The sequence below is a fragment of the Saccharothrix isguenensis genome (assembly GCF_052936305.1).
This window is the reverse complement of sequence record NZ_CP193626.1, coordinates 5,594,863-5,615,130: the sequence shown is the minus strand read 5'-3', so window position 1 is coordinate 5,615,130 and position 20,268 is coordinate 5,594,863. Positions and strand designations below refer to the sequence as shown.

Annotated in this window: 11 protein-coding genes and 1 pseudogene; 11 read left to right on the top strand and 1 reads right to left on the bottom strand. The window is 70.7% G+C overall.

Annotation, left to right across the window (positions count from 1 at the left end; all coding sequences use genetic code 11):
- Positions 1-27: 27 nt before the first annotated feature.
- Positions 28-1,464 carry a glycoside hydrolase family 6 protein gene (locus ACRAKI_RS24675; RefSeq protein ID WP_447002894.1) on the bottom strand — a complete coding sequence of 479 codons (1,437 nt, stop codon included), beginning with the start codon at positions 1,462-1,464 and terminating at the stop codon, positions 28-30.
- A 424-nt stretch (positions 1,465-1,888) separates the two neighbouring features.
- Between ACRAKI_RS24675 and ACRAKI_RS24670 the strand changes: the two are divergent.
- From ACRAKI_RS24670 to cutA, 11 genes and pseudogenes are all read left to right on the top strand, one after another.
- Positions 1,889-3,724 (top strand): annotated as a pseudogene (locus tag ACRAKI_RS24670) (glycoside hydrolase family 3 protein); the annotation flags it as partial.
- Between the two features lie 120 nt (positions 3,725-3,844).
- Positions 3,845-4,132 carry a cellulose binding domain-containing protein gene (locus tag ACRAKI_RS24665; RefSeq protein WP_447008498.1) on the top strand — a complete coding sequence of 96 codons (288 nt, stop codon included), beginning with the start codon at positions 3,845-3,847 and terminating at the stop codon, positions 4,130-4,132.
- A 215-nt stretch (positions 4,133-4,347) separates the two neighbouring features.
- A complete protein-coding gene (locus tag ACRAKI_RS24660; RefSeq protein WP_447002893.1) occupies positions 4,348-7,290 on the top strand; it encodes a glycoside hydrolase family 9 protein in 2,943 nt (980 codons plus the stop codon).
- A gap of 115 nt (positions 7,291-7,405) precedes the next feature.
- Positions 7,406-10,345 (top strand): glycoside hydrolase family 48 protein, encoded by a 2,940-nt coding sequence (locus ACRAKI_RS24655; RefSeq protein WP_447002892.1) that lies wholly within the window; start codon positions 7,406-7,408, stop codon positions 10,343-10,345.
- A gap of 274 nt (positions 10,346-10,619) precedes the next feature.
- Positions 10,620-13,148, top strand: a complete 2,529-nt coding sequence (locus ACRAKI_RS24650) for a beta-glucosidase (RefSeq protein WP_447002891.1) — start codon at positions 10,620-10,622, stop codon at positions 13,146-13,148.
- Position 13,149: 1 nt separating this feature from the next.
- A complete protein-coding gene (locus ACRAKI_RS24645) occupies positions 13,150-14,151 on the top strand; it encodes a LacI family DNA-binding transcriptional regulator (RefSeq protein WP_447002890.1) in 1,002 nt (333 codons plus the stop codon).
- Positions 14,152-14,394: 243 nt separating this feature from the next.
- Positions 14,395-16,014, top strand: a complete 1,620-nt coding sequence (locus ACRAKI_RS24640; RefSeq protein WP_447002889.1) for an extracellular solute-binding protein — start codon at positions 14,395-14,397, stop codon at positions 16,012-16,014.
- The gene (locus ACRAKI_RS24635) at positions 16,001-16,975 is read left to right on the top strand and encodes an ABC transporter permease (protein ID WP_447002888.1); all 975 of its coding nucleotides are present in this window, start codon (positions 16,001-16,003) and stop codon (positions 16,973-16,975) included. Before ACRAKI_RS24640 ends, ACRAKI_RS24635 begins: the two co-directional genes overlap by 14 nt.
- The gene (locus tag ACRAKI_RS24630) at positions 16,972-17,925 is read left to right on the top strand and encodes a carbohydrate ABC transporter permease (protein ID WP_447002887.1); all 954 of its coding nucleotides are present in this window, start codon (positions 16,972-16,974) and stop codon (positions 17,923-17,925) included. Before ACRAKI_RS24635 ends, ACRAKI_RS24630 begins: the two co-directional genes overlap by 4 nt.
- Complete coding sequence (locus tag ACRAKI_RS24625; protein ID WP_447002886.1) at positions 17,922-19,874, top strand: beta-galactosidase; 1,953 nt, start codon at positions 17,922-17,924, stop codon at positions 19,872-19,874. The genes ACRAKI_RS24630 and ACRAKI_RS24625 overlap by 4 nt, the downstream gene beginning before the upstream one ends.
- Complete coding sequence (gene cutA, locus ACRAKI_RS24620) at positions 19,871-20,200, top strand: divalent-cation tolerance protein CutA (RefSeq protein ID WP_447002885.1); 330 nt, start codon at positions 19,871-19,873, stop codon at positions 20,198-20,200. The genes ACRAKI_RS24625 and cutA overlap by 4 nt, the downstream gene beginning before the upstream one ends.
- The last annotated feature ends 68 nt before the right edge of the window (positions 20,201-20,268 follow it).

Below are 20,268 nucleotides of genomic sequence, written 5' to 3'. Positions count from 1 at the left end.
GCTTCGAGGGAGGGCCGGCTTACGGCCTCAGGCGCACGCGGCACCGTTCAAAGTGGGAGAAGCGAACGGTGGGGTGCTGCCGGAGAAGCTCGCGTTGTAACCGATGGTCGCGGTACCACCGGTGGCGAGCCCGCCGTTCCAGGGAGCGTTGCCGACGCGAACGATGTCGCCAGAGTCGGTCCACGTCCCGTTCCAGCCCTGGGAAACGGTCACACCGGGTGCGGAGTACGTCAGCGTCCAGCCGTTGAGCGCCGCGCCCCCGTTGGTGATGACGATCTCACCGGTGTAACCGCCCGACCACTGGCTCACCACGCGGTGCGTCACCCGACATCCGCCCGGGGGCGGAGTCGTGGTCGTGGTCGAGGTGGTGGTCGTGGAGGTAGTGGTTGTGGTGGAAGTGGTGGTGGAGGTCGAAGTCGACGTGGTGGTCGACGTCGTGGTGCTGGTCGGTCCCGCCGCGATCGCCATGTCGTACGCCCGCTGCGGCACGAACTGCCCGGCGCCCGCGATGCAGCCGTCGGCCTCGCCGGGGAGCTTGACCCACAGGAACGCGGCGATCTGCGAGTCGCCCGTGTTGGTGGTGCTCGGCGTGCCGATCGCCCGGCCCGCCGGGTCGCACCACTCGCTGCCGAGCGGCCCGTTGCCGTTGCGGCTGGTGTCGACGACCGCCTTCAGCCGTGAGTCGCCCAGGTTGTTGAGCACCGCCTTGGCGAACGAGACCTCGTCGCGGGTGTACCGGTAGTTCGACACGTTGGTGGAGATGCCGTCCGCGCTGTTGGCGATGTCCGCCGCGCGCAACCGGTTGGCCGCCTCGCCGGGGGTGAGCCACGCCGAGTGGCCGATGTCGAAGTAGACCTTCGCCTGCGCCGAGCCGGCCTTCAGCTTCTTGCCCGCGTACGCCATCGACGCCTTGGTCTCGTTCTGCTGCGACTCGCTCTGGCAGGTGCTCATGATCGGGAGCACGTCCGGCTCCAGCACGATCGACGCGGGACGGCCCCCGAGACCCGCGGCGACCTGGTCGACCCACGCCCGGTACGCCGAGTGCGACGGCGCACCGCCGCCGCTCGCGCCGCCGCAGTCCCGGTTCGGCACGTTGTAGACGACCAGGATCGGGATCTTCCCGGCCGCCGCGGCGGCGCCGACGAACGCGTCCACCTGGCCCCTGACCTCGGACGTGTTGGTGGTGGTGAACCAGCGCGCCTGGGGCGTGTTGGCGATGCGGTCGCGGATCACCGCGGCCCGCGAGTCGTTCGGGTTCTGCGCCACCCACCTGGCCGCGGAGGTGTTTGGGTCGACGTAGAAGACCGAGTCGGCCGCCTGCGCGGTCGTCGCGCCGCCGCCGAGGACCAAGGCGACCGCGCCGGCCACCAATGCGCTGGAGAGCGCGCTCGCTGCGGCCAACCTGGCCTTGTGACGAGGTCGGCGGTCGGCGCGGCCGGGGTGGTTGGCGTTCTGTGCTCGCATCGGGGTCCTCGCAGCGTCGGTGCTGAACGGGGGCTGACTGGCACTGGGAGCGCTCCCAGGTGGCAGGACTGTAGCCAGTGGGAAACGGTGAGGAAAAGAGGGCGTGGGGCGGGCAGGCACCTGGCCGGGTCTCACGTTCCGTGAACAAAGGGGCTGATGAGCCGTGTTCGAGACCGGCTCAACGGCGGCGAGGGCGAGTTTTGCGAACTCTGCGTCGACTTTCTCGGGTTCGACTGCGCTGAACGGGTGACTGAGATCCGCGTCACGGGCGATTCGAAGTTGATGTCCGAAATTCGATGAATTACGCCGGGGGGACGTGGCGTGAATAGGCCGAAAGGCTCATGCCTGGTGCGGGAAAACGGACAATCGTAGTCTGGGAACGCTCCCAGGCGTCTCTCACCCCGTTTCGACCGGAGGCCACGCAATGACGCGCACTCCCTCCCGACCCCTCGCGGTGGCGGTGACCACGGCCGTCCTGGCGGCCGTCGCACTGTCCGCCACCGTGCTGGTGCCGCACCTGCGACCGGTCGCCACCGCGCAGGTGGCGGCCCCAGCCGACACCAGGGTCGAGCAGCTGCTCGACCGCATGTCGCTCGACGACAAGGTCGGCCAGATGACCCAGGTCGACCGCGGCGCGCTCGACTCCCCGCAGGACCTGGTCACCTACCGGATCGGCTCGCTGCTGTCCGGCGGCGGCTCCGCGCCGGCCACCAACACGGCCCAGGGCTGGGCCGACATGTACGACAACTTCCAGCGCACGGCCATGTCCACGCCGCTCGGCATCCCGCTGATCTACGGCGTGGACGCGGTGCACGGGCACAACAACGTGCGCGGCGCGACGATCTTCCCGCACAACATCGGCCTGGGCGCGACCCGCGACCCGGAGCTGGTCAGGCGCATCGGCGAGGTCACCGCGAAGGAGGTCGCGGGCACCGGCATCGACTGGAACTTCGCGCCCTGCCTGTGCGTGGCGCGCGACGACCGGTGGGGCCGCACGTACGAGTCGTTCGGCGAGGTCCCGGAGATCCCCACCGCGATGACCACGTACATCGACGGCCTCCAGGGCACGACGCTCGGCGGCACGAACAGCTCCGTGCTGGCCACCGCGAAGCACTACATCGGCGACGGCGGCACGACCGGCGGAGACGACCAGGGTGACACCCGGATCAGCGAGCAGGAGCTGCGCTCGGTGCACCTGCCGCCGTTCAAGGCCGCGGTGGACCGCGGGGTCGGTTCGGTGATGATCACCTACAGCAGCTGGAACGGCGTCAAGGCGCACGGCCACCGCTACCTGATCACCGACGTGCTGAAGAACGAGCTGGGCTTCACCGGGTTCGTCGTCTCCGACTGGGCGGGCATCGACCAGATCGACGGCGCGCTCGGGTTCACCGGGGCCGAGGTCGCCGCGTCGGTCAACGCGGGCATCGACATGGTCATGGTCCCGCACGACTACCAGCGGTTCACCAGCCTGCTCAAGGCCGAGGTGCAGGCCGGGCGGGTGCCGATGACCCGGATCGACGACGCCAACCGGCGCATCCTGACCAAGAAGTTCGAGCTGGGCCTGTTCGAGCGCCCGCTCACCGACCGCTCGCTGACCGGCACGGTCGGCTCCGCCGCGCACCGCGACCTGGCCCGCCAGGCCGTCCGCCAGTCCCAGGTGCTGCTGCGCAACAACGGCGTGCTGCCGCTGGCCAAGACCGGCAAGTACTTCGTCGCGGGCAAGTCGGCCGACAACATCGGCTACCAGAGCGGCGGCTGGACGATCTCCTGGCAGGGCGGCAGCGGCAACACCACCCCGGGCACCACGATCCTCCAGGGCATCCGGGAGACGGTCGGCTCAGGCGCGGCGATCACCCACGACCGCTACGGCGCCGGCGTGGACGGCTCGTACACCGCGGCCATCGCGGTGGTGGGGGAGACCCCGTACGCCGAGGGCGAGGGCGACCGGCCCCACGGCCTGGGGCTGGACCGGGAGGACCTGGAGACGATCAACCGGCTCCGCTCGGCGGGCATCCCGGTGGTCGTCGTGCTGGTCTCGGGCCGGCCGCTGCACGTCGCGAGCGAGGTCGGCGGCTGGAGCGCGCTGCTCGCGTCGTGGCTGCCCGGCACCGAGGGGCGCGGCGTGGCCGACGTCCTCTTCGGGGACTACAACCCGACCGGCACCCTGCCCGTGACCTGGATGAGCAGCGGTTCGCAGCAGCCGATCAACGCCGGTGACGGCAAGGCCGCCCTGTACCCGCTCGGCCACGGCCTGAGCTACGCCCCGCGCACCACGACGACCACCCCGACCAGCACCACGACGACCACGTCCACGACCACCACGACCACCACCTCGACCACCACCTCGACGACGACCACGACGACACCGGCCGCCGGCTGCGTGGCCACGACCCGCATCGCGAGCTCCTGGCAGGGCGGGTTCCAGGCAGAGGTCACGGTCACCAACCGGGGCGCCACCGGGATCAACGGCTGGACGGTCAGCTGGGCCAAGCCGGGCGGCCAGACGGTCACCTCGCTGTGGAACGGCAGGTGGACCCAGACCGCGACATCGGTCTCCGTGGATGACGTGGGCTGGAACGGCACGCTCGCAGCCGGCGCTTCGGGGTCCTTCGGGTACGTCGCGAGCGGCGCGACCTCGACGCCCGAGCTGACCTGCCGATCGAGGTAGCGGCGGGTCGTGACTACTTTCTGGGAGCGCTCCCCCACGCTGCGTCATTCAGCGCAGCGTGGGCCAACGTTCGGCCCAGTGGGCGAGTGTCTCGGGGTCGAATTTGTCAAGGCTTTGTGGCTCAACCCTCTTTTCACGGTGTTTCGATGCCGTTACAGTCCCGACTGGGAGCGCTCCCAGAAACCTCCACCGCCCTGCCCCATCGGAGGCACCACATGCGACGACGCATGGTCAAAGCGTTGGCCGGCACGCTAACCCTGCTGGTCAGCGCGTTGATGCTGACCCCGTTCCAGTCCACGGCGACGGCCGCGCCGGCGTTCAACTACGCCGAGGCGCTGCAGAAGTCGATCTGGTTCTACGACGCCCAGCGGTCCGGAGCGCTGCCTGCGGACAACCGGGTGAACTGGCGCGGTGACTCGGCGCTGCGCGACGGCAGCGACGTCGGCCTCGACCTGTCGGGCGGTTTCTACGACGCGGGCGACCACGTCAAGTTCGGCCTCCCGTTCGCGGCCACGATGTCGATGCTGGCGTGGGGCGCGGTGGAGAACCGGGACGCCTACGAGAGCTCGGGCCAGCTGCGGCACCTGATGGCGAACCTCAAGTGGGGCACGGACTGGATCATCAAGGCCCACCCGTCGCCCAACGTGGTGTACGGGCAGGTCGGCAAGGGCGACGACGACCACAAGTGGTGGGGCGCGGCCGAGGTCATGCAGATGGCGCGCCCGGCGTACAAGGTGGACGCCTCCTGCCCCGGCTCGGACCTCGCGGGCGAGTACGCCGCCGCGATGGCGTCGGCCTCGATGGTGTTCAAGCAGACCGACCCGGCCTACGCGGCGACCCTGCTGACGCACGCCAAGCAGCTCTACAGCTTCGCCGACACCTACCGCGGCAAGTACAGCGCCTGCATCACCGACTCGGCGAACTTCTACAACTCCTGGAGCGGTTACCAGGACGAACTCGTGTGGGGCGCGATCTGGCTGTACCGCGCGACCGGCGACGCGAGCTACCTGGCCAAGGCCAAGGCGGAGTACCCGAAGCTGTCCACCGAGCCGCAGACCACCACGCGGTCCTACCGGTGGACCATCGCCTGGGACGACAAGTCCTACGGCGCGTACGCCCTGATGGCCAAGCTCACCGGTGAGGCCGAGTACGTGGCCGACGCCAACCGGTGGTTGGACTACTGGACCACCGGCTACAACGGCAACCGGGTGCGGTACTCGCCGGGCGGCCAGGCGCACCTCGACACCTGGGGCTCGCTGCGGTACGCCGCCAACACCGCGTTCGTCGCACTCGTCTACAGCGACTGGCTGCGCGAGCGCGACGCCGCCAAGGCGGCCGTCTACCACGACTTCGGCGTGCGGCAGATCAACTACGCGCTGGGCGACAACCCGCGCAACGCCAGCTACGTCGTCGGCTTCGGCGCGAACCCGCCGAAGAACCCGCACCACCGCACCGCGCACGGCGCGTGGGCCGACACGATGGAGGAGCCGGCCACCAGCAGGCACGTCCTGTACGGCGCGCTGGTCGGCGGTCCCGGCACGAACAACGACGCGTACGTGGACAACCGCAAGGACTTCGTGGCCAACGAGGTCGCGCTGGACTACAACGCCGCGTTCACCGGCGCGCTCGCCCGGCTGTACAAGGAGTACGGCGGCACGCCCGCCGCGAACTTCCCGGTCGCCGAGACCCCGGACGGCCCCGAGCTGACCGTGCAGGCCTCGGTCAACCAGAGCGCGGCCGGGTTCACCGAGATCAAGGCGTTCGTGCTGAACAAGTCCGCGTGGCCGGCCCGGATGTTCGACGGCTCGCTGCGCTACTACTTCACCCTCGACGGCGCCACCACGCCGGACCAGATCACCGTCACCACGAACTACAACCAGTGCGGCACGCCCAGCGGGCCCAAGCGGCACAGCGGATCCGTGTACTACGTGGACGTGCCGTGCCCCGGCGTCTACCCCGGCGGCCAGTCGGCGCACAAGCACGAGGTGCAGTTCCGCATCACCAGCGCCGGCACGTGGGACCCGTCCAACGACTGGTCGTTCACGGGCCTGGGCACCGGCAACACGGTGGCGCAGACCGACCGCGTGGTGCTCGCCCAGGACGGCCGGGTGCTGTGGGGCAAGGAGCCCGGCCCGGCGGTCGAGGACCGCGAGGCCCCGACCGTCCCCACCGGACTGCGGGCGACGAGCACCGGGACGAACAGCGCCACCCTGAACTGGGTGGCGTCCACCGACAACGTCGGGGTGACCGGCTACGACGTGCTGTGGGCGGACGGCACGGTCGTAGGTGCCACGGGCACCCCGACGTTCCACCTCGCCGCCTTGCCGCCGGGCACGCACACGTTCTCCGTGCGTGCCAAGGACGCGGCGGGCAACCTGTCCGCGCCGAGCGCGCCGGTCTCGGTCACGGTGGTCGAGGTCGACGACCGCGAGCCCCCGACCGTCCCGGGTGGACTCTCGGTGTCCGCGGTCACCAGCAGCGGCGCGACGCTGACGTGGACGGCGTCCACGGACGACCGGGCCGTGTCCGGCTACGAGGTCCTGCGCTCCGACGGGACGATCGCGGCCACCACCACCGGCCTGAGCCACAAGTTCACCGACCTCGCCGCGGACACCCCCTACACGTTCGCCGTCCGCGCCAAGGACACCTCCGGCAACGTCTCGGCGGCCGGCGCCGCGGTGACGTTCCGGACCACGCGGGGCAGCGTGACCGGCGCGATCGCCGTGCAGCAGCGCGGCAGCGGCGCGGCGAGCGCCAACCAGATCGGCGCGACGATCGCGGTGGTCAACCGCGGCACGACGGCGGTCGACCGGTCCACCGTCACCGCGCGGTACTGGTTCACCGGTGACACGGCGAACGCCAACTACCAGGTGTTCTGCGACTGGGCGGTGGTCGGCTGCGCGAACGTGCGCGCCACCGTCGTGAAGCTGCCCACCGCGCGTCCCGGCGCGGACGCGTACCTCCAGGTGTCCTTCGCCGCCGGCACGCTCGCCGCCGGCGCGAGCACCGGCGACATCCAGTTGCGGGTGGCCAAGTCCGACTGGTCCTCCTTCAACCAGGCCGACGACCACAGCTACCGGGTCAGCGCGACGCTGACCGACTTCACCAGGGTGACCGCGTACACCGGCGGCACCCTCGCCTGGGGCGTCGAGCCCTAGCACCCGAACTCGGCACGGGGCGTTCTGCGCGCCCAGGCGTCCCGTGCCGACTCCACTCGCCGCACGCCCTTTGGAGCTCGCGGGTCAATGGCTGATCCGTGCAGGAGGAGGACGCATGAGGTACCGCACCAGAGCGGGACGGTTGCGCACCGGTCCGCTCGCGCTGATAGCCGCGGCGGCAACCGCCGCGGGTGTTATGCCGTTCGTCGCGCCGGTGGCCAACGCCGCCGTGGCGTGCACGGTCAACTACCAGATCACCAGCCAGTGGCAGGGTGGTTTCGGCGCCAACGTCAGCATCCGCAACGAGGGTGACGCGGTCAACAACTGGCGTCTCACGTGGACCTTCCCGGACGGCCAGCGCGTTCAGCAGGGCTGGAACGGCACGTTCACCCAGAGCGGCACCGCGGTCACCGTGGCGGCGCCGGGCTGGGCCCCGAACCTCGGCACGGGTGCCTCGGTCACCCCTGGCTTCAACGGCTCCTGGTCGGGTCAGAACCGGCCGCCGACGGACTTCGCGCTCAACGGCACGCGGTGCACGGGTCCGAACGTCAACGCGAACCCGACGGCGGCGCTGACGTCGCCGACCTCGGGCCAGGCGTTCCAGGTCGGCCAGGCCATCCCGATGGCCGCGACCGCCGCCGACAGCGACGGCACCGTCGCCAAGGTCGACTTCCTGGCCGACGGCGTGGTCGTCGCGACCGACACCTCGGCCCCCTACACGGGTTCGTGGACCGGCGCGACCGCCGGTGAGCACACCCTCGTGGCCCGGGCCACGGACGACAAGGGCGGCGTGGGCGCTTCCACGGCGATCGGCGTCCGGGTGCTCGCGGGGCAGGCGGTCCAGGTCAGCCCGCCGACGCTGAGCGTGCGGCAGGGCAACACCGGCACGTTCGGCGTCTCCCTCGCCACCGCGCCCTCCGCGCCGGTGACGGTGACGGTGGCGCGTTCGGCGGGCAGCACCGACCTCACGGCCGGTCCGGCGTCGCTGACGTTCACCACCGCCAACTGGTCGACCAAGCAGAACGTCACGGTCACCTCGGCGGCCAACGGCGGCGAACTGGCCTCGGCCACGTTCACCGCGAGCGCCACCGGCGCCACCGCGGGCACGGTCGAGGTCAAGGAGATCAGCGGCAGCGCGTCGAACTTCGAGCAGGCCTTCCTCGACCAGTACGCCAAGATCCACGACCCGGCGAGCGGCTACTTCCGCACCTTCCCCGACGGGCTGAAGGTGCCGTACCACTCGATCGAGACGCTGATGGTCGAGGCGCCGGACCACGGTCACCAGACCACGTCCGAGGCCCTGAGCTACTACCTCTGGCTGGAGGCGAGCTACGCCCGGATCACCAGTGACTGGACGTCGTTCAAGAAGGCCTGGGCGGCGATGGAGAAGTACATCATCCCGTCCTCGGCCGACCAGGCGACGAACAACAAGTACGACCCGTCCAAGCCCGCGACCTACGCTCCCGAGCACCCGCGGATGGACATGTACCCGTCGCAGCTGGACGCCGGCGCGCCGGTGGGCCGCGACCCGATCGCGGGCGAGCTGAAGTCGGCCTACGGGACCGACGACATCTACGGCATGCACTGGCTGATCGACGTCGACAACACCTACGGCTTCGGCCGGTGCGGCGACGAGTCCGACGCGGCGCCCGCGTACATCAACACCTACCAGCGCGGTTCGTCGGAGTCGGTGTGGGAGACCATCCCGCAGCCGTCCTGCGACACCTTCGCGCACGGTGGCCCGAACGGCTTCCTCGACCTGTTCACCAAGGACGCCACCTACGCCAAGCAGTACAAGTACACCAACGCCCCGGACGCCGACGCGCGTGCGGTGCAGGTGGCGCTGCTGGCGCAGGAGTGGGCGACCGAGCAGGGCAAGGCGGCCGAGATCGCCCCGGAGATCGCGAAGGCCGCGAAGATGGGCGACTACCTCCGGTACGCCATGTTCGACAAGTACTTCAAGAAGGTCGGCAACTGCACCAGCCCGACGACCTGCCCCGGCGGCACCGGCAAGGACAGCGCGCACTACCTGATGTCCTGGTACTACGCGTGGGGTGGCGCGACCGACACGTCCGCCGGTTGGGCGTGGCGCATCGGTTCCGGCGCCTCGCACCAGGGCTACCAGAACCCGCTCGCGGCGCACGCGCTGGCGAACGTGCCCGCCCTGAAGCCGAAGTCGGCGACGGGTCAGCAGGACTGGGCCACGTCGATGACCCGTCAGCTTGAGCTGCTCCAGTGGCTGCAGTCGGCCGACGGCGCCATCGCCGGTGGTGTCACGAACACGTGGGAAGGCTCGTACGGCCAGCCCCCGGCGGGCACGCCGACCTTCTACGGCATGTTCTACGACGCCCACCCGGTGTGGCGCGACCCGCCGTCGAACCGCTGGTTCGGCTTCCAGGCGTGGCAGATGGAGCGCACCGCCGCCCTGTACGAGATGACCGGCAACGCGGCGGCCAAGAAGATCCTCGACAAGTGGGTCCCCTGGGCCATCGCCAACACCACCGTGGGCACCGGCGGCCAGTTCCAGATCCCGTCCGACATGGAGTGGACGGGTGCTCCGGACAACTGGAACGCCACCAACCCCGGCGCCAACGCGAACCTGCGCGTCAAGGTGCTCAACCACAGCCAGGACGTCGGCATCGCCGCGTCCTACGCCAAGACCCTCCTCAACTACGCGGCCAAGTCGGGCAACGCCCAGGCGAAGACCGTGGGCGAGGGCCTGCTGACGGCGCTGCTGGCGCACCAGGACACCAAGGGCATCGCGATCCCGGAGCAGCGCGCGGACTACAACCGCTTCGACGACGTCTACAACGCGACGACGCGCGAGGGTCCGTACGTCCCGGCCGGCTGGTCGGGCGACATGCCCAACGGCGACATCGTGAAGCCGGGCGTGTCGTTCGTCGACATCCGCTCGATGTTCAAGCAGGACCCGGACTGGCCGAAGGTCCAGGCCTACCTGGACGGCGGCCCCGCGCCGACCTTCACCTACCACCGGTTCTGGGCGCAGGCTGAGATCGCTACGGCGTTCCAGCTGCACGTGGAACTGTTCGGGTAGACCTCGAAGGTCGCCGGCACCCCCCTCACGACGTGGTGAGGGGGGTGTTCGGCGTGCGTCGTCTCATTAGTCGAACGCATTCGAATCGAATGGTCGGGCACATCCCGGTGAAACAGCGTTGAAACTTCGGTGTTGACGCGGGTGAGAGAGCTGTGCCACATTTCTGGCACCCCGCCCCGGACGATCAGGTGGGCGCTGTGAGTCGCGGCGATCGAAACGATTCGATTCAGTGAGCTGCGCATTCGAACAATTCGACGACCACGAGAGGTGTGCCGTGGACCCGCTGCCGTTCCGCGATCCGGGTCTGCCGGTCGAGGCCAGGGTGTCCGACCTGCTCGGCCGGCTGACCGACGAGGAGAAGGTCGCGCTGCTGCACCAGCGGCAGCAGGCCGTGCCCCGGTTGGGCCTGGCGGAGTTCCACACCGGCACGGAGGCGCTGCACGGCGTGGCCTGGCTCGGTCCGGCCACCGTGTTCCCGCAAGCCGTCGGTCTGGCCGCCTCGTGGGACCTCGGGCTGGTGCGGCGGGTCGGCGAGGCGACCGGCGTGGAGGCGCGCGGGTTCCACCACCGCGATCCGGTGGCGCACGGCCTGAACGTGTGGGCACCGGTGGTGAACCCGTTGCGCGACCCGCGTTGGGGCCGCAACGAGGAGGGCTACTCAGAGGACCCGACGCTGACCGCGGCGATGGGCACGGCCTACGCCGGCGGCCTGCGCGGCGACCACCCGCGCTACCTGCGCACCGCGCCGACGTTGAAGCACTTCCTGGGCTACAACAACGAGGACGACCGCTGCGTCACGTCGTCCGACCTCCGGCCGCGGGTGCTGCACGAGTACGAGCTGCCGTGCTTCCGCGGTCCGATCGAGGCGGGCGCGGCGCCGGCCGTGATGCCGTCGTACAACCTCGTGAACGGCCGTCCCGCGCACCTGAGCCCGTTGATCGAGCAGGAGTTGCGGACGTGGGCGCCGGACGGTGTCGCGGTCGTCAGCGACGCGTACGCGCCGTCGAACGTGGCCGGGATGCAGGGGTACCTGCCGACGCAGGCCGAGGGCCACGCGGCGCTGCTGAACGCCGGTCTGGACAGCTTCACCGACCAGGACGCCGACCCGACGCTGATGATCGAGAGCGTCACCACGGCGCTCAAGGACGGCCTGCTGGAGCGCGAGGTGGTGGACCGGGCCGTGGGTCGGGTGCTCGCCCTGCGGTTCCGGCTCGGCGAGTTCGACCCCGCCGACGACAACCCCTACGCCGGGATCACCTCCGACGTGATCGGTACGCACGGCGAGTTGGCGCTGGAGGCCGCACGGCAGGCGATCGTGTTGCTGCGCAACGATTCCGTGCTGCCGTTGGAGCGCGGCACGAAGCTCGCCGTCATCGGCACGCACGCGGACGCGCTGTTCGAGGACTGGTACAGCGGCACCCTGCCGTACCAGGTGACCGTCCGGAGGGGACTGGAGGAGTTCGCCTCCGTCTCCCACGCCGAGGGTGTCGACCGGATCGCGCTGCGCGCGGCGGACGGCCGCTACCTCGGGGTGCGCGGCGGTGTCGTCGGCCTGGGGGAGCGGTCGCTGTTCGACCGCTTCGACTGGGGTGACGGCGTGTGGACGCTGCGGGACGTCGGTTCCCGCCGCTACCTGGGCACCACCGCGGACGGCTCGCTGGTCGCCGCCGCGGCCATGCCGGGCGGCTGGGACGTGCGCGAGCTGTTCGAGCCGCGGCTGACCGACGGCGGTGTGGTGCTGCACAACACCGTCGGCGGGGTCGACACCGGGCCGTTCACGGTGGAGCTGGTGGTGGACGGCATCGCGGACGCCGTGGAGGTGGCGGCCGACGCGGACGCGGTCGTGCTGGTGCTGGGCAACGACCCGCACATCAACGGCCGGGAGACGCAGGACCGCACCACCCTGCGCCTGCCGTGGCTGGACCTGGTGCGCGCGGTCCGCGAGGCGAACCCCAGGACCGTGCTGGTGCTGGTCAGCAGCTACCCGTACGCGCTGGACGGCGAGGAGGAGCACCTGCCCGGCATCGTGTGGACCGCGCACGGCGGGCAGGAGCAGGGCAGGGCCGTCGCGGAGGCGCTGTTCGGCGTGTTCTCGCCCTCGGGCCGGCTCCCGCAGACCTGGTACCGCTCCGACGACGACCTGCCGGACATCCTCGACTACGACATCATCCGCGCCGGCAGCACGTACCTGTACTTCACCGGCGACCCGCTGTTCCCGTTCGGCCACGGGCTGGGCTACACCACGTTCGCGTACTCCGACCTGGAGTGGGCGGACGGCGTCGCCACGGTGTCGGTCACCAACACGGGGCCGGTCGCGGGCGCGGAGGTCGTGCAGCTGTACTCGGCCGCGCCGGGCTCGCGGGTGCCGCAGCCGGTGCGCAAGCTCCAGTCGTTCCACCGGGTGCGCCTCGCGCCCGGCGAGACCGCGGCGGTCGAGCTGCGCACCGACCAGCTGTGGCACTGGGACGTCACCACCGGACGCCGGGTGGTCGAGGCCGGGCGGTACGAGCTGATGGCCGGCTCGTCGTGCGAGGACATCAGGGCCCGGCTGGTGGTGGACGTGCCGGGGGAGACCATCGCGCCGCGCTCGGGCGCGCTGCGCGCCTTGGACTTCGACGACTGCGACGGCGTGCGGCTGGTGGACGACGAGGTCGTGTTCACCCGCGAGGGCGCGTGGATCGCGTTCCACGACGTGACGCCGGGACCCCGGTCCGCGCCACCCGGCACCGCGCTCTCGGTCGACGGCACATCGGTCCTGCTCACCGCGGTCGCGGCGGGCACGCGGATCACGGAGGTGAGCTGACGTGGTCACGATCGCCGACGTCGCCCGGCACGCCGGGGTCGCGCCCAGCACGGTGTCCTACGTGCTCACCGGCCGCCGCTCGATCTCCTCGGCCACCAAGGCCCGGGTCGAGGCGAGCGTGCGGGCGCTGGGCTACCACCCCCACGCGGGCGCCCGGTCGCTGGCCAGCAACCGGGCCAACGTGCTGGCGCTGGTGCTGCCGATGCGCGAGGGCATGCACATGCCGGTGCTGATGCAGTTCGTCGTCGCGGTCGCCAACGCGGCCCGCCGGCACGACCACGACGTGCTGCTGGTGACCGCCGACCAGGGTGCGGCGGGTCTGCGCCGGGTGGCGGGCAGCGCCCAGGTCGACGGCCTGCTGGTGATGGACGTGGAGATGCACGACGAGCGCGTGCCGGTGCTGCGCGAGCTGGACCGCCCGTCGGTGCTCATCGGCTTCCCCGCCGACGCGGCGGGTCTGACGTGCGTGGACCTCGACTTCGCCGAGGCGGGCTCGCGGTGCGTGGACCACCTGGCCGACCTCGGGCACAGGTACGTGGCGCTGGTCGGCGCGCCGCGTGCGGTCTACCAGCGCGACACGGGGTTCGCCCACCGCACGATGGCCGGGTTCAGCGCGGCGGCGATGCGCCGTGACGTCTCGTCGACGACCCTGCCCACCGAGACCGACCACGAGTCGGTCCGGGTGGCGATCACCGGCCTGCTGGAGCGGCACCCGTCCGTGACGGCTCTGGTGGTGCACAACGAGGCCGCGCTGCCGTCCGTGGTCGAGGTGCTGCGGTCGCTGGGCCGCAAGGTGCCCGACGACGTGGCGGTGATCGCGATCTGCCCGGACGACCAGGCCGAGCGGCTGATGCCGCCGCTGACGTCCGTCGCCGTGCCCGCCGAGCAGCTGGGCCACCACGCGGTGGCGCTGCTGATGGCCAAGCTGGACCGGACCCCGACCCCTCCGCTGACACTGCTGCCTCCCCGCCTGACCGAACGGGCGAGCACGGCGCCGCGCTGAGCCGGCGCCGTTTCTGTTTCGCGCTGACCGCGCGCGCTTTCGAAGCGCTTCGATCCACGGGAGGACCGATGGGCGGCTCGGGTTCCACCACGGCGCCGCACTCCGCTGTTCCACCTGCACGGCCACCGCGAACCGGCCGGCCGTCCAGCCCGCTCACGGGTCGACGCACCGCTCGACCGCACCACCTCTTCGTGCGCCCAAGCGCACAACTTCCCTGATGAGACGCAAAGGGGCGTTTGTCCGATGATTCTCAACCGCAGAGGCTTCCTCACCTTCACGGCGGTGGCCGGCGGCACGCTCGTCGTGGGCTGCGGCAGTCCCGCCGCACAGCACACCGGCACCGCGCTGGGCGCGGACGCGCTGGCCAAGGTGCTGCCCTCCTACATCCCGATCGACTTCGTCAAGCCGGACCTGCCCGGCGTGAACGGGTCCGTGCCCGGCTACCTGAAGTTCCCCGCGAACCTGGTCGACGCGGTCAAGGGCGAGGTGTTGAACGGTGGCGAGGTCACCGCGATGACGCCCGCGTTCTGGCCGCTGCCGCCAGGGCTGGGCGACAACTCCTACTGGGAGGCCGTCAACCAGCGCATCGGCGGGACGGTCAAGTTCGAGCAGGTGCAGGGCACGGACTACCTGGCGAAGCTGAGCGCGATGGTGGCGGCCAAGCAGGTGCCCGAGATCACCGTGATGCCGACGTTCACCATCCCGCCCCGGTTCAGCGAGGGCGTGGGCCAGGTGTTCGCCGACCTGACCGACCTGCTCAGCGGTGACAAGGTCGAGGACTACCCGCTGCTGGCCAACATCCCGAGCGACACGTGGCACGCGTGCGTCTACGGCGGGCGGCTCTACGGCGTCCCCTTTCGGGGCGAGCTGTTCCCCGAGGCGCTCTTCTACCGCAAGGACATCATCGAGCAGCTCGGCGGTTCGGTGCCGCAGAACGCCGACGAGTTCTTCCAGCTCTGCAAGAAGGTCAACGACCCCGGCGCGAACCGGTGGGCGCTCGGCGACGTGTTCCGCTCGATGCTCCGGGTCTTCGGCGACCCGGGCGACTGGAGCCGCGACTCGTCCGGCAAGGTCGTCAACAAGATCGAGACCGAGGCGTACAAGGAAGCGGTGAAGTTCACCCGCTCGCTGTACGACGCGGGATTCGTGCACCCGAACGTCGTGGCGGGCAACACCACGGGCATCAAGGAGCTGTTCGAGGGCGGCCAGATGCTGATCGACCAGATCGGCATGGGCGGCTGGGCCGAGGCGATGCGGCGGCAGCGGCCGGCCAACCCGGCGTTCGGCATGGACGCCATGCCCCTGTTCGCGCACGACGGCGGCAAGCCCCGGTACGTGGTGACAGCGCCCACGGCGATGGTGACCCTGTTCCGCAAGGACCTCCCGGCCGAGCGGATCAAGGAACTGCTGCGGCTGACCAACTTCGTCGCCGCACCCGTCGGCACCAAGGAGCACTACCTGATCAACTACGGGGTCGAGGGCAAGCACAGCGTCCGCGACGCGGCCGGCGCACCGGGCCTCAACGACCTGGGGCGCAAGGAGGTCACGCTCACCTACGGGTTCATGTCGGCCCCGCCGGAGTCCATCGTCGACGCCCAGTACCCGGACTTCGTCAAGGCCAAGCACGCCTGGTACGCGGACGCCTACCAGCACAAGGTGGAGCCGCCGACGTTCGGCCTGCGCATCGAGGAGCCGGCCGAGCACACCAAGCTGCCCAAGCAGTTCGAGGACCGGACGAACGACATCCTCCGCGGGCGCCGGCCGGTGACCGACATGGACCAGCTGGCCGAGGACTGGCGCAAGGCAGGCGGGAACGAACTGCGCGAGTTCTACGACAAGGCACTCTCCGATGCCGGGCGCTGACCTGCTCGACCGGCCTTCCGTCGAGCCCCGCACGCCGGCAGCCGCCGGCCGGCGTGCGGGCTGGCGCCGCAGACTGCGACGCGACTGGGTGCTGCTGGTCATGGTGGCGCCCGCCATCGGGCTGCTCACCGTGTTCCACTACGTGCCGCTGCTGGGCAACGTGGTCGCGTTCCAGGACTACTCGCCGTACATCGGCATGGCGCAGAGCCCGTGGACGGGCCTGTCGAACTTCGCCCGCATCCTGGACGACCCGGACTTCTGGGACGCCACGGTCAACACGCTGGTGATCACCGGCTTCCAGCTGGTGTTCTACTTCCCGATCCCGATCGGACTGGCGCTGCTGGTGCACAGCCTGCTGAGCCCCCGGCTGCGGATGTTCGTGCAGAGCGTGGTGTACCTGCCGCACTTCTTCTCGTGGGTGCTGGTGATCACGCTGTTCCAGCAGATGCTGGGCGGGGCCGGGGTGCTCAACCAGGTGCTGCGGTCGAGCGGCGCCTCGGCGTTCGACGTCATGACCGACCCCGACCTGTTCATCGCGCTGGTGACGGCCCAGTCGGTGTGGAAGGACGCGGGCTGGGGCGCGATCGTGTTCCTGGCCGCCTTGTCCACCGTGGACACGTCGTTGTACGAGGCGGCGGCGGTCGACGGGGCGGGCCGGTGGCGGCGGATGTGGCACGTGACGCTGCCCGCGTTGGTGCCGGTGATCGTGCTGCTGCTGATCCTGCGGCTGGGCGAGGCGCTGACCGTCGGCTTCGAGCAGTTCCTGCTGCAACGCGACGCGGTCGGCCACGAGGCGGCGGAAGTGCTGGACACGTACGTGTACTTCACCGGTGTGGTGAACAGCGACTACTCGTACGCCGCCGCGGCGGGCCTGATCAAGGGGTTGATCGGCCTGGCACTCGTGGTGGTGGCCAACAAGGTGGCGCACATGGTGGGCGAGCAGGGGGTGTACTCCCGGTGACGACGGCAGTGGCGTCCAGAGGTTCGACGCACAGGAATCCCCCGCGCAGGGGGCAACGTCCGGCGTGGGACGAGCCGCCCACCAAGCTGGGCCAGACCGCGAAGGGCGTGCTGGTCGCGCTGGTGGTGCTGGCCGTGCTGTTCCCGTTGTGGGTGGTGCTGGTGACGAGCGTGTCGCCGGCCGCCACCATCACCGCCGCCGGCGGCCTGGTGATCGTGCCGGACGGGTTCAGCTTCGGCGCGTACGAGGAGCTGCTGGCCGGCGGCGTGGTGACCAGGTCGGTGCTCGTCAGCACCGGCATCACGGTCGTCGGCACGTTCTTCAGCACGGTGGTGACGCTGCTGGCGGCCTACGGGCTGTCCCGGCCGGGGTCGTTCGCGCACCGGCCGCTGCTGTTCGTGGTGCTGCTGACGTTCCTGTTCGGACCGGGCCTGATCCCGACGTACCTGCTGGTCAGCTCGCTGGGCCTGCTGGACACGTACGCGTCGCTGATCCTGCCGGGCGCGGTGGCGGCGTTCAACCTGGTGGTGCTGCGGTCGTTCTTCATGAACCTGCCGGGGGAGATCATCGACAGCGCCCGCATCGACGGCGCGAGCGAGTTCGGCGTGCTGACCAAGATCGTGCTGCCGCTGTCCAAGGGCGTCACGGCGGTCATCGCGCTGTTCTACGGGGTGGGCTACTGGAACGCGTTCTTCAACGCCTTCCTGTACCTCAACTCCAACGACAAGTGGCCGTTGCAGATGGTGCTGCGGGCGTTCGTGCTGCAAGGCCAGCCGATCCCGGGCGCGAGCGTGGTCGACTCCGCGCTGCCCGGCGCGGGCGGCGCCGTGGCCACGCTCGCGATCAAGATGGCCGTGATCGTGCTCGCGGTGATCCCGGTGCTGGTGATCTACCCGTTCGTGCAGAAGCACTTCACCAAGGGCGTCATCGTGGGGGCGATCAAGGGATGAGGGGCCTGCGCTACGGCGGCGACTACAACCCGGAGCAGTGGCCGGAGGAGGTGTGGGCCGAGGACGTCGAGCTGATGCGCCGGGCGGGCGTGAACACCGTGACGGTCGGCGTGTTCTCCTGGGCCCGCATCGAGCCGCGGCCGGGTGAGCGCGACTTCGGCTGGCTGGACCGGGTGCTCGACCTGCTGCACGGTGGCGGCGTCGAGGTCTTCCTGGCCACACCGACCGCGTCGCCGCCGCCGTGGCTCGGGCACCGCCACCCGGAGACGCTGCCGGTCGACTTCGACGGCCGGCGGTTGGCCTACGGGTCGCGCAACCAGTTCTGCCCGTCCTCGCCGGTGTACCGGGAGCACGCGCTGTCGCTGGTCTCGGACCTGGCGGAGCGGTACGCCGGGCACCCCGCGCTGGCGTTGTGGCACGTGGGCAACGAGCTGGGGCAGGTGTGCCACTGCGACGTGACCGCCGCGCACTTCCGCTCGTGGCTGCGGGACCGGCACGGGTCGCTGGACGCGCTGAACGACGCGTGGAGCACCACGTTCTGGAGCCAGGGCTACGGTTCGTGGGCCGAGGTCATCCCGCCGCGCCGCGCGCCGTACCTGATCAACCCCGCGCAGCGGCTGGACTTCGCCCGGTTCTGCTCGGACGCCTTGCTGGAGTGCTTCGTGGCCGAACGGGACGTGCTGCGGCGGGCCGCGCCGGACGTGCCGGTGACGACGAACTTCATGGGCCTGCAGCAGCCGATGGACTACTGGGAGCTGGCCCGGCACGAGGACGTCGTGTCGCACGACTGGTACCCCGACCCCTTCGACCCGACCGGGCACGTGATGAGCGCGTTGAGCTTCGACCTGATGCGGTCGCTGGCGGGCGGGCCGTGGGTGCTGATGGAGCAGGCGGCGAGCGCGGTGAACTGGCGGCGGCGCAACCCGCCGAAACCGGCCGGGCAGCTGCGCGCCCAATCGGTGCAGGCGGTGGCGCGCGGTGCGGACGCCGTGTGCTTCTTCCAGTGGCGCGCGTCCCGTGGCGGCGCGGAGAAGTACCACTCCGGGATGGTGCCGCACGCCGGTCCGGACAGCCGGGTGTTCCGCGAGGTGGTCGGCCTGGGGGTGGACCTGCGAGCGCTGGAGCGCGTGGCCGGCGCGTCGGTCACCGCGTCGGTGGCCGTGGTGCTGGACTGGGAGAGCTGGTGGGCGGCGGAGCTGGACGCGCACCCGTCGGGCGATTTCGACCTGCTCGGCCGGCTGCGGGACTTCTACGAGCCGCTGTTCGACCTGGGCGTGACGGTGGACTTCGCGCACCCCTCGGCGGACCTGTCGGCGTACCGGCTGGTGGTGGTGCCGAACCTGTACCTGGTGCGTGACGCGGAGCCGCTGCTGTCCTACGTGGAGGACGGCGGGACGGTGGTGATGGGCTTCTTCTCCGGCGTGGTGGACGAGCACGACCGGGTGCGCCTCGGCGGCTACCCGGCGCCGTTCCGGGAGATGCTGGGCCTGCGCGTCGAGGAGATGGTGCCGCTCGGGCCGGACGAGGTGCTGGAGTGCGCCTCGGAGGCGCTGGGGGAGTTCACCGCCGACTTCTGGTACGACGACCTGCGGACCGAGGGCGCCGAGGTGATCGCGTCGGTGGTCGACGGCGTGCCGGTGGTGCTGCGCAACGCGTTCGGCGCCGGCGCCGCCTGGTACGTGGGCACCCGGCCGTCCGCCGGTGCGATGCGCCGGCTGCTGTCCCTGGTGGTCGCGTCGGTCGGCGTCGAACCGGTGCTGGACGTGCCGCGCGGGGTGGAGGTGGTGCGCCGCGGTGACGTGCTGTTCCTGGTCAACCACGGTGTGCCGGACGTGCGGGTGGACGTGCCCGGCGTGCACGTCGACCTGCTGACGGGTGCACCCGTCACGGACTCCGTCACGCTCGGGGAGTTCGGCGTCGCCGCTCTGGCGCTACCCTCCGGTGGATGAGCGACAACCACGTCGTGGTCATCACCACCACCGACAGCGAGGACGCGGCCGGCACGTTGGCGCGGGCGATCGTGGAGGCACGCCTGGCCGCTTGCGTGCAGATCAGCAGTCCGATCCGCAGCGTCTACCGGTGGGACGGCGACGTGCGGGACGACCGCGAGTGGCAGCTCTGGATCAAGACCGCCTACGACCGGGTGGACGAGCTGACCGAGTTCGTCAGGGCGCGCCACACCTACGACGTGCCCGAGGTGCTGGCGCTGCCGGTGCTCGGCGGCAACCCCGACTACCTGGACTGGATCACGTCGCAGACCCGGCCCGAGGCCTGAGCCTGCCGAGCCTTGGACGTGCCGAGGCCTGGGAGTGCTGGTCCTGGACGTGCCGGCCCCGGCCCTGC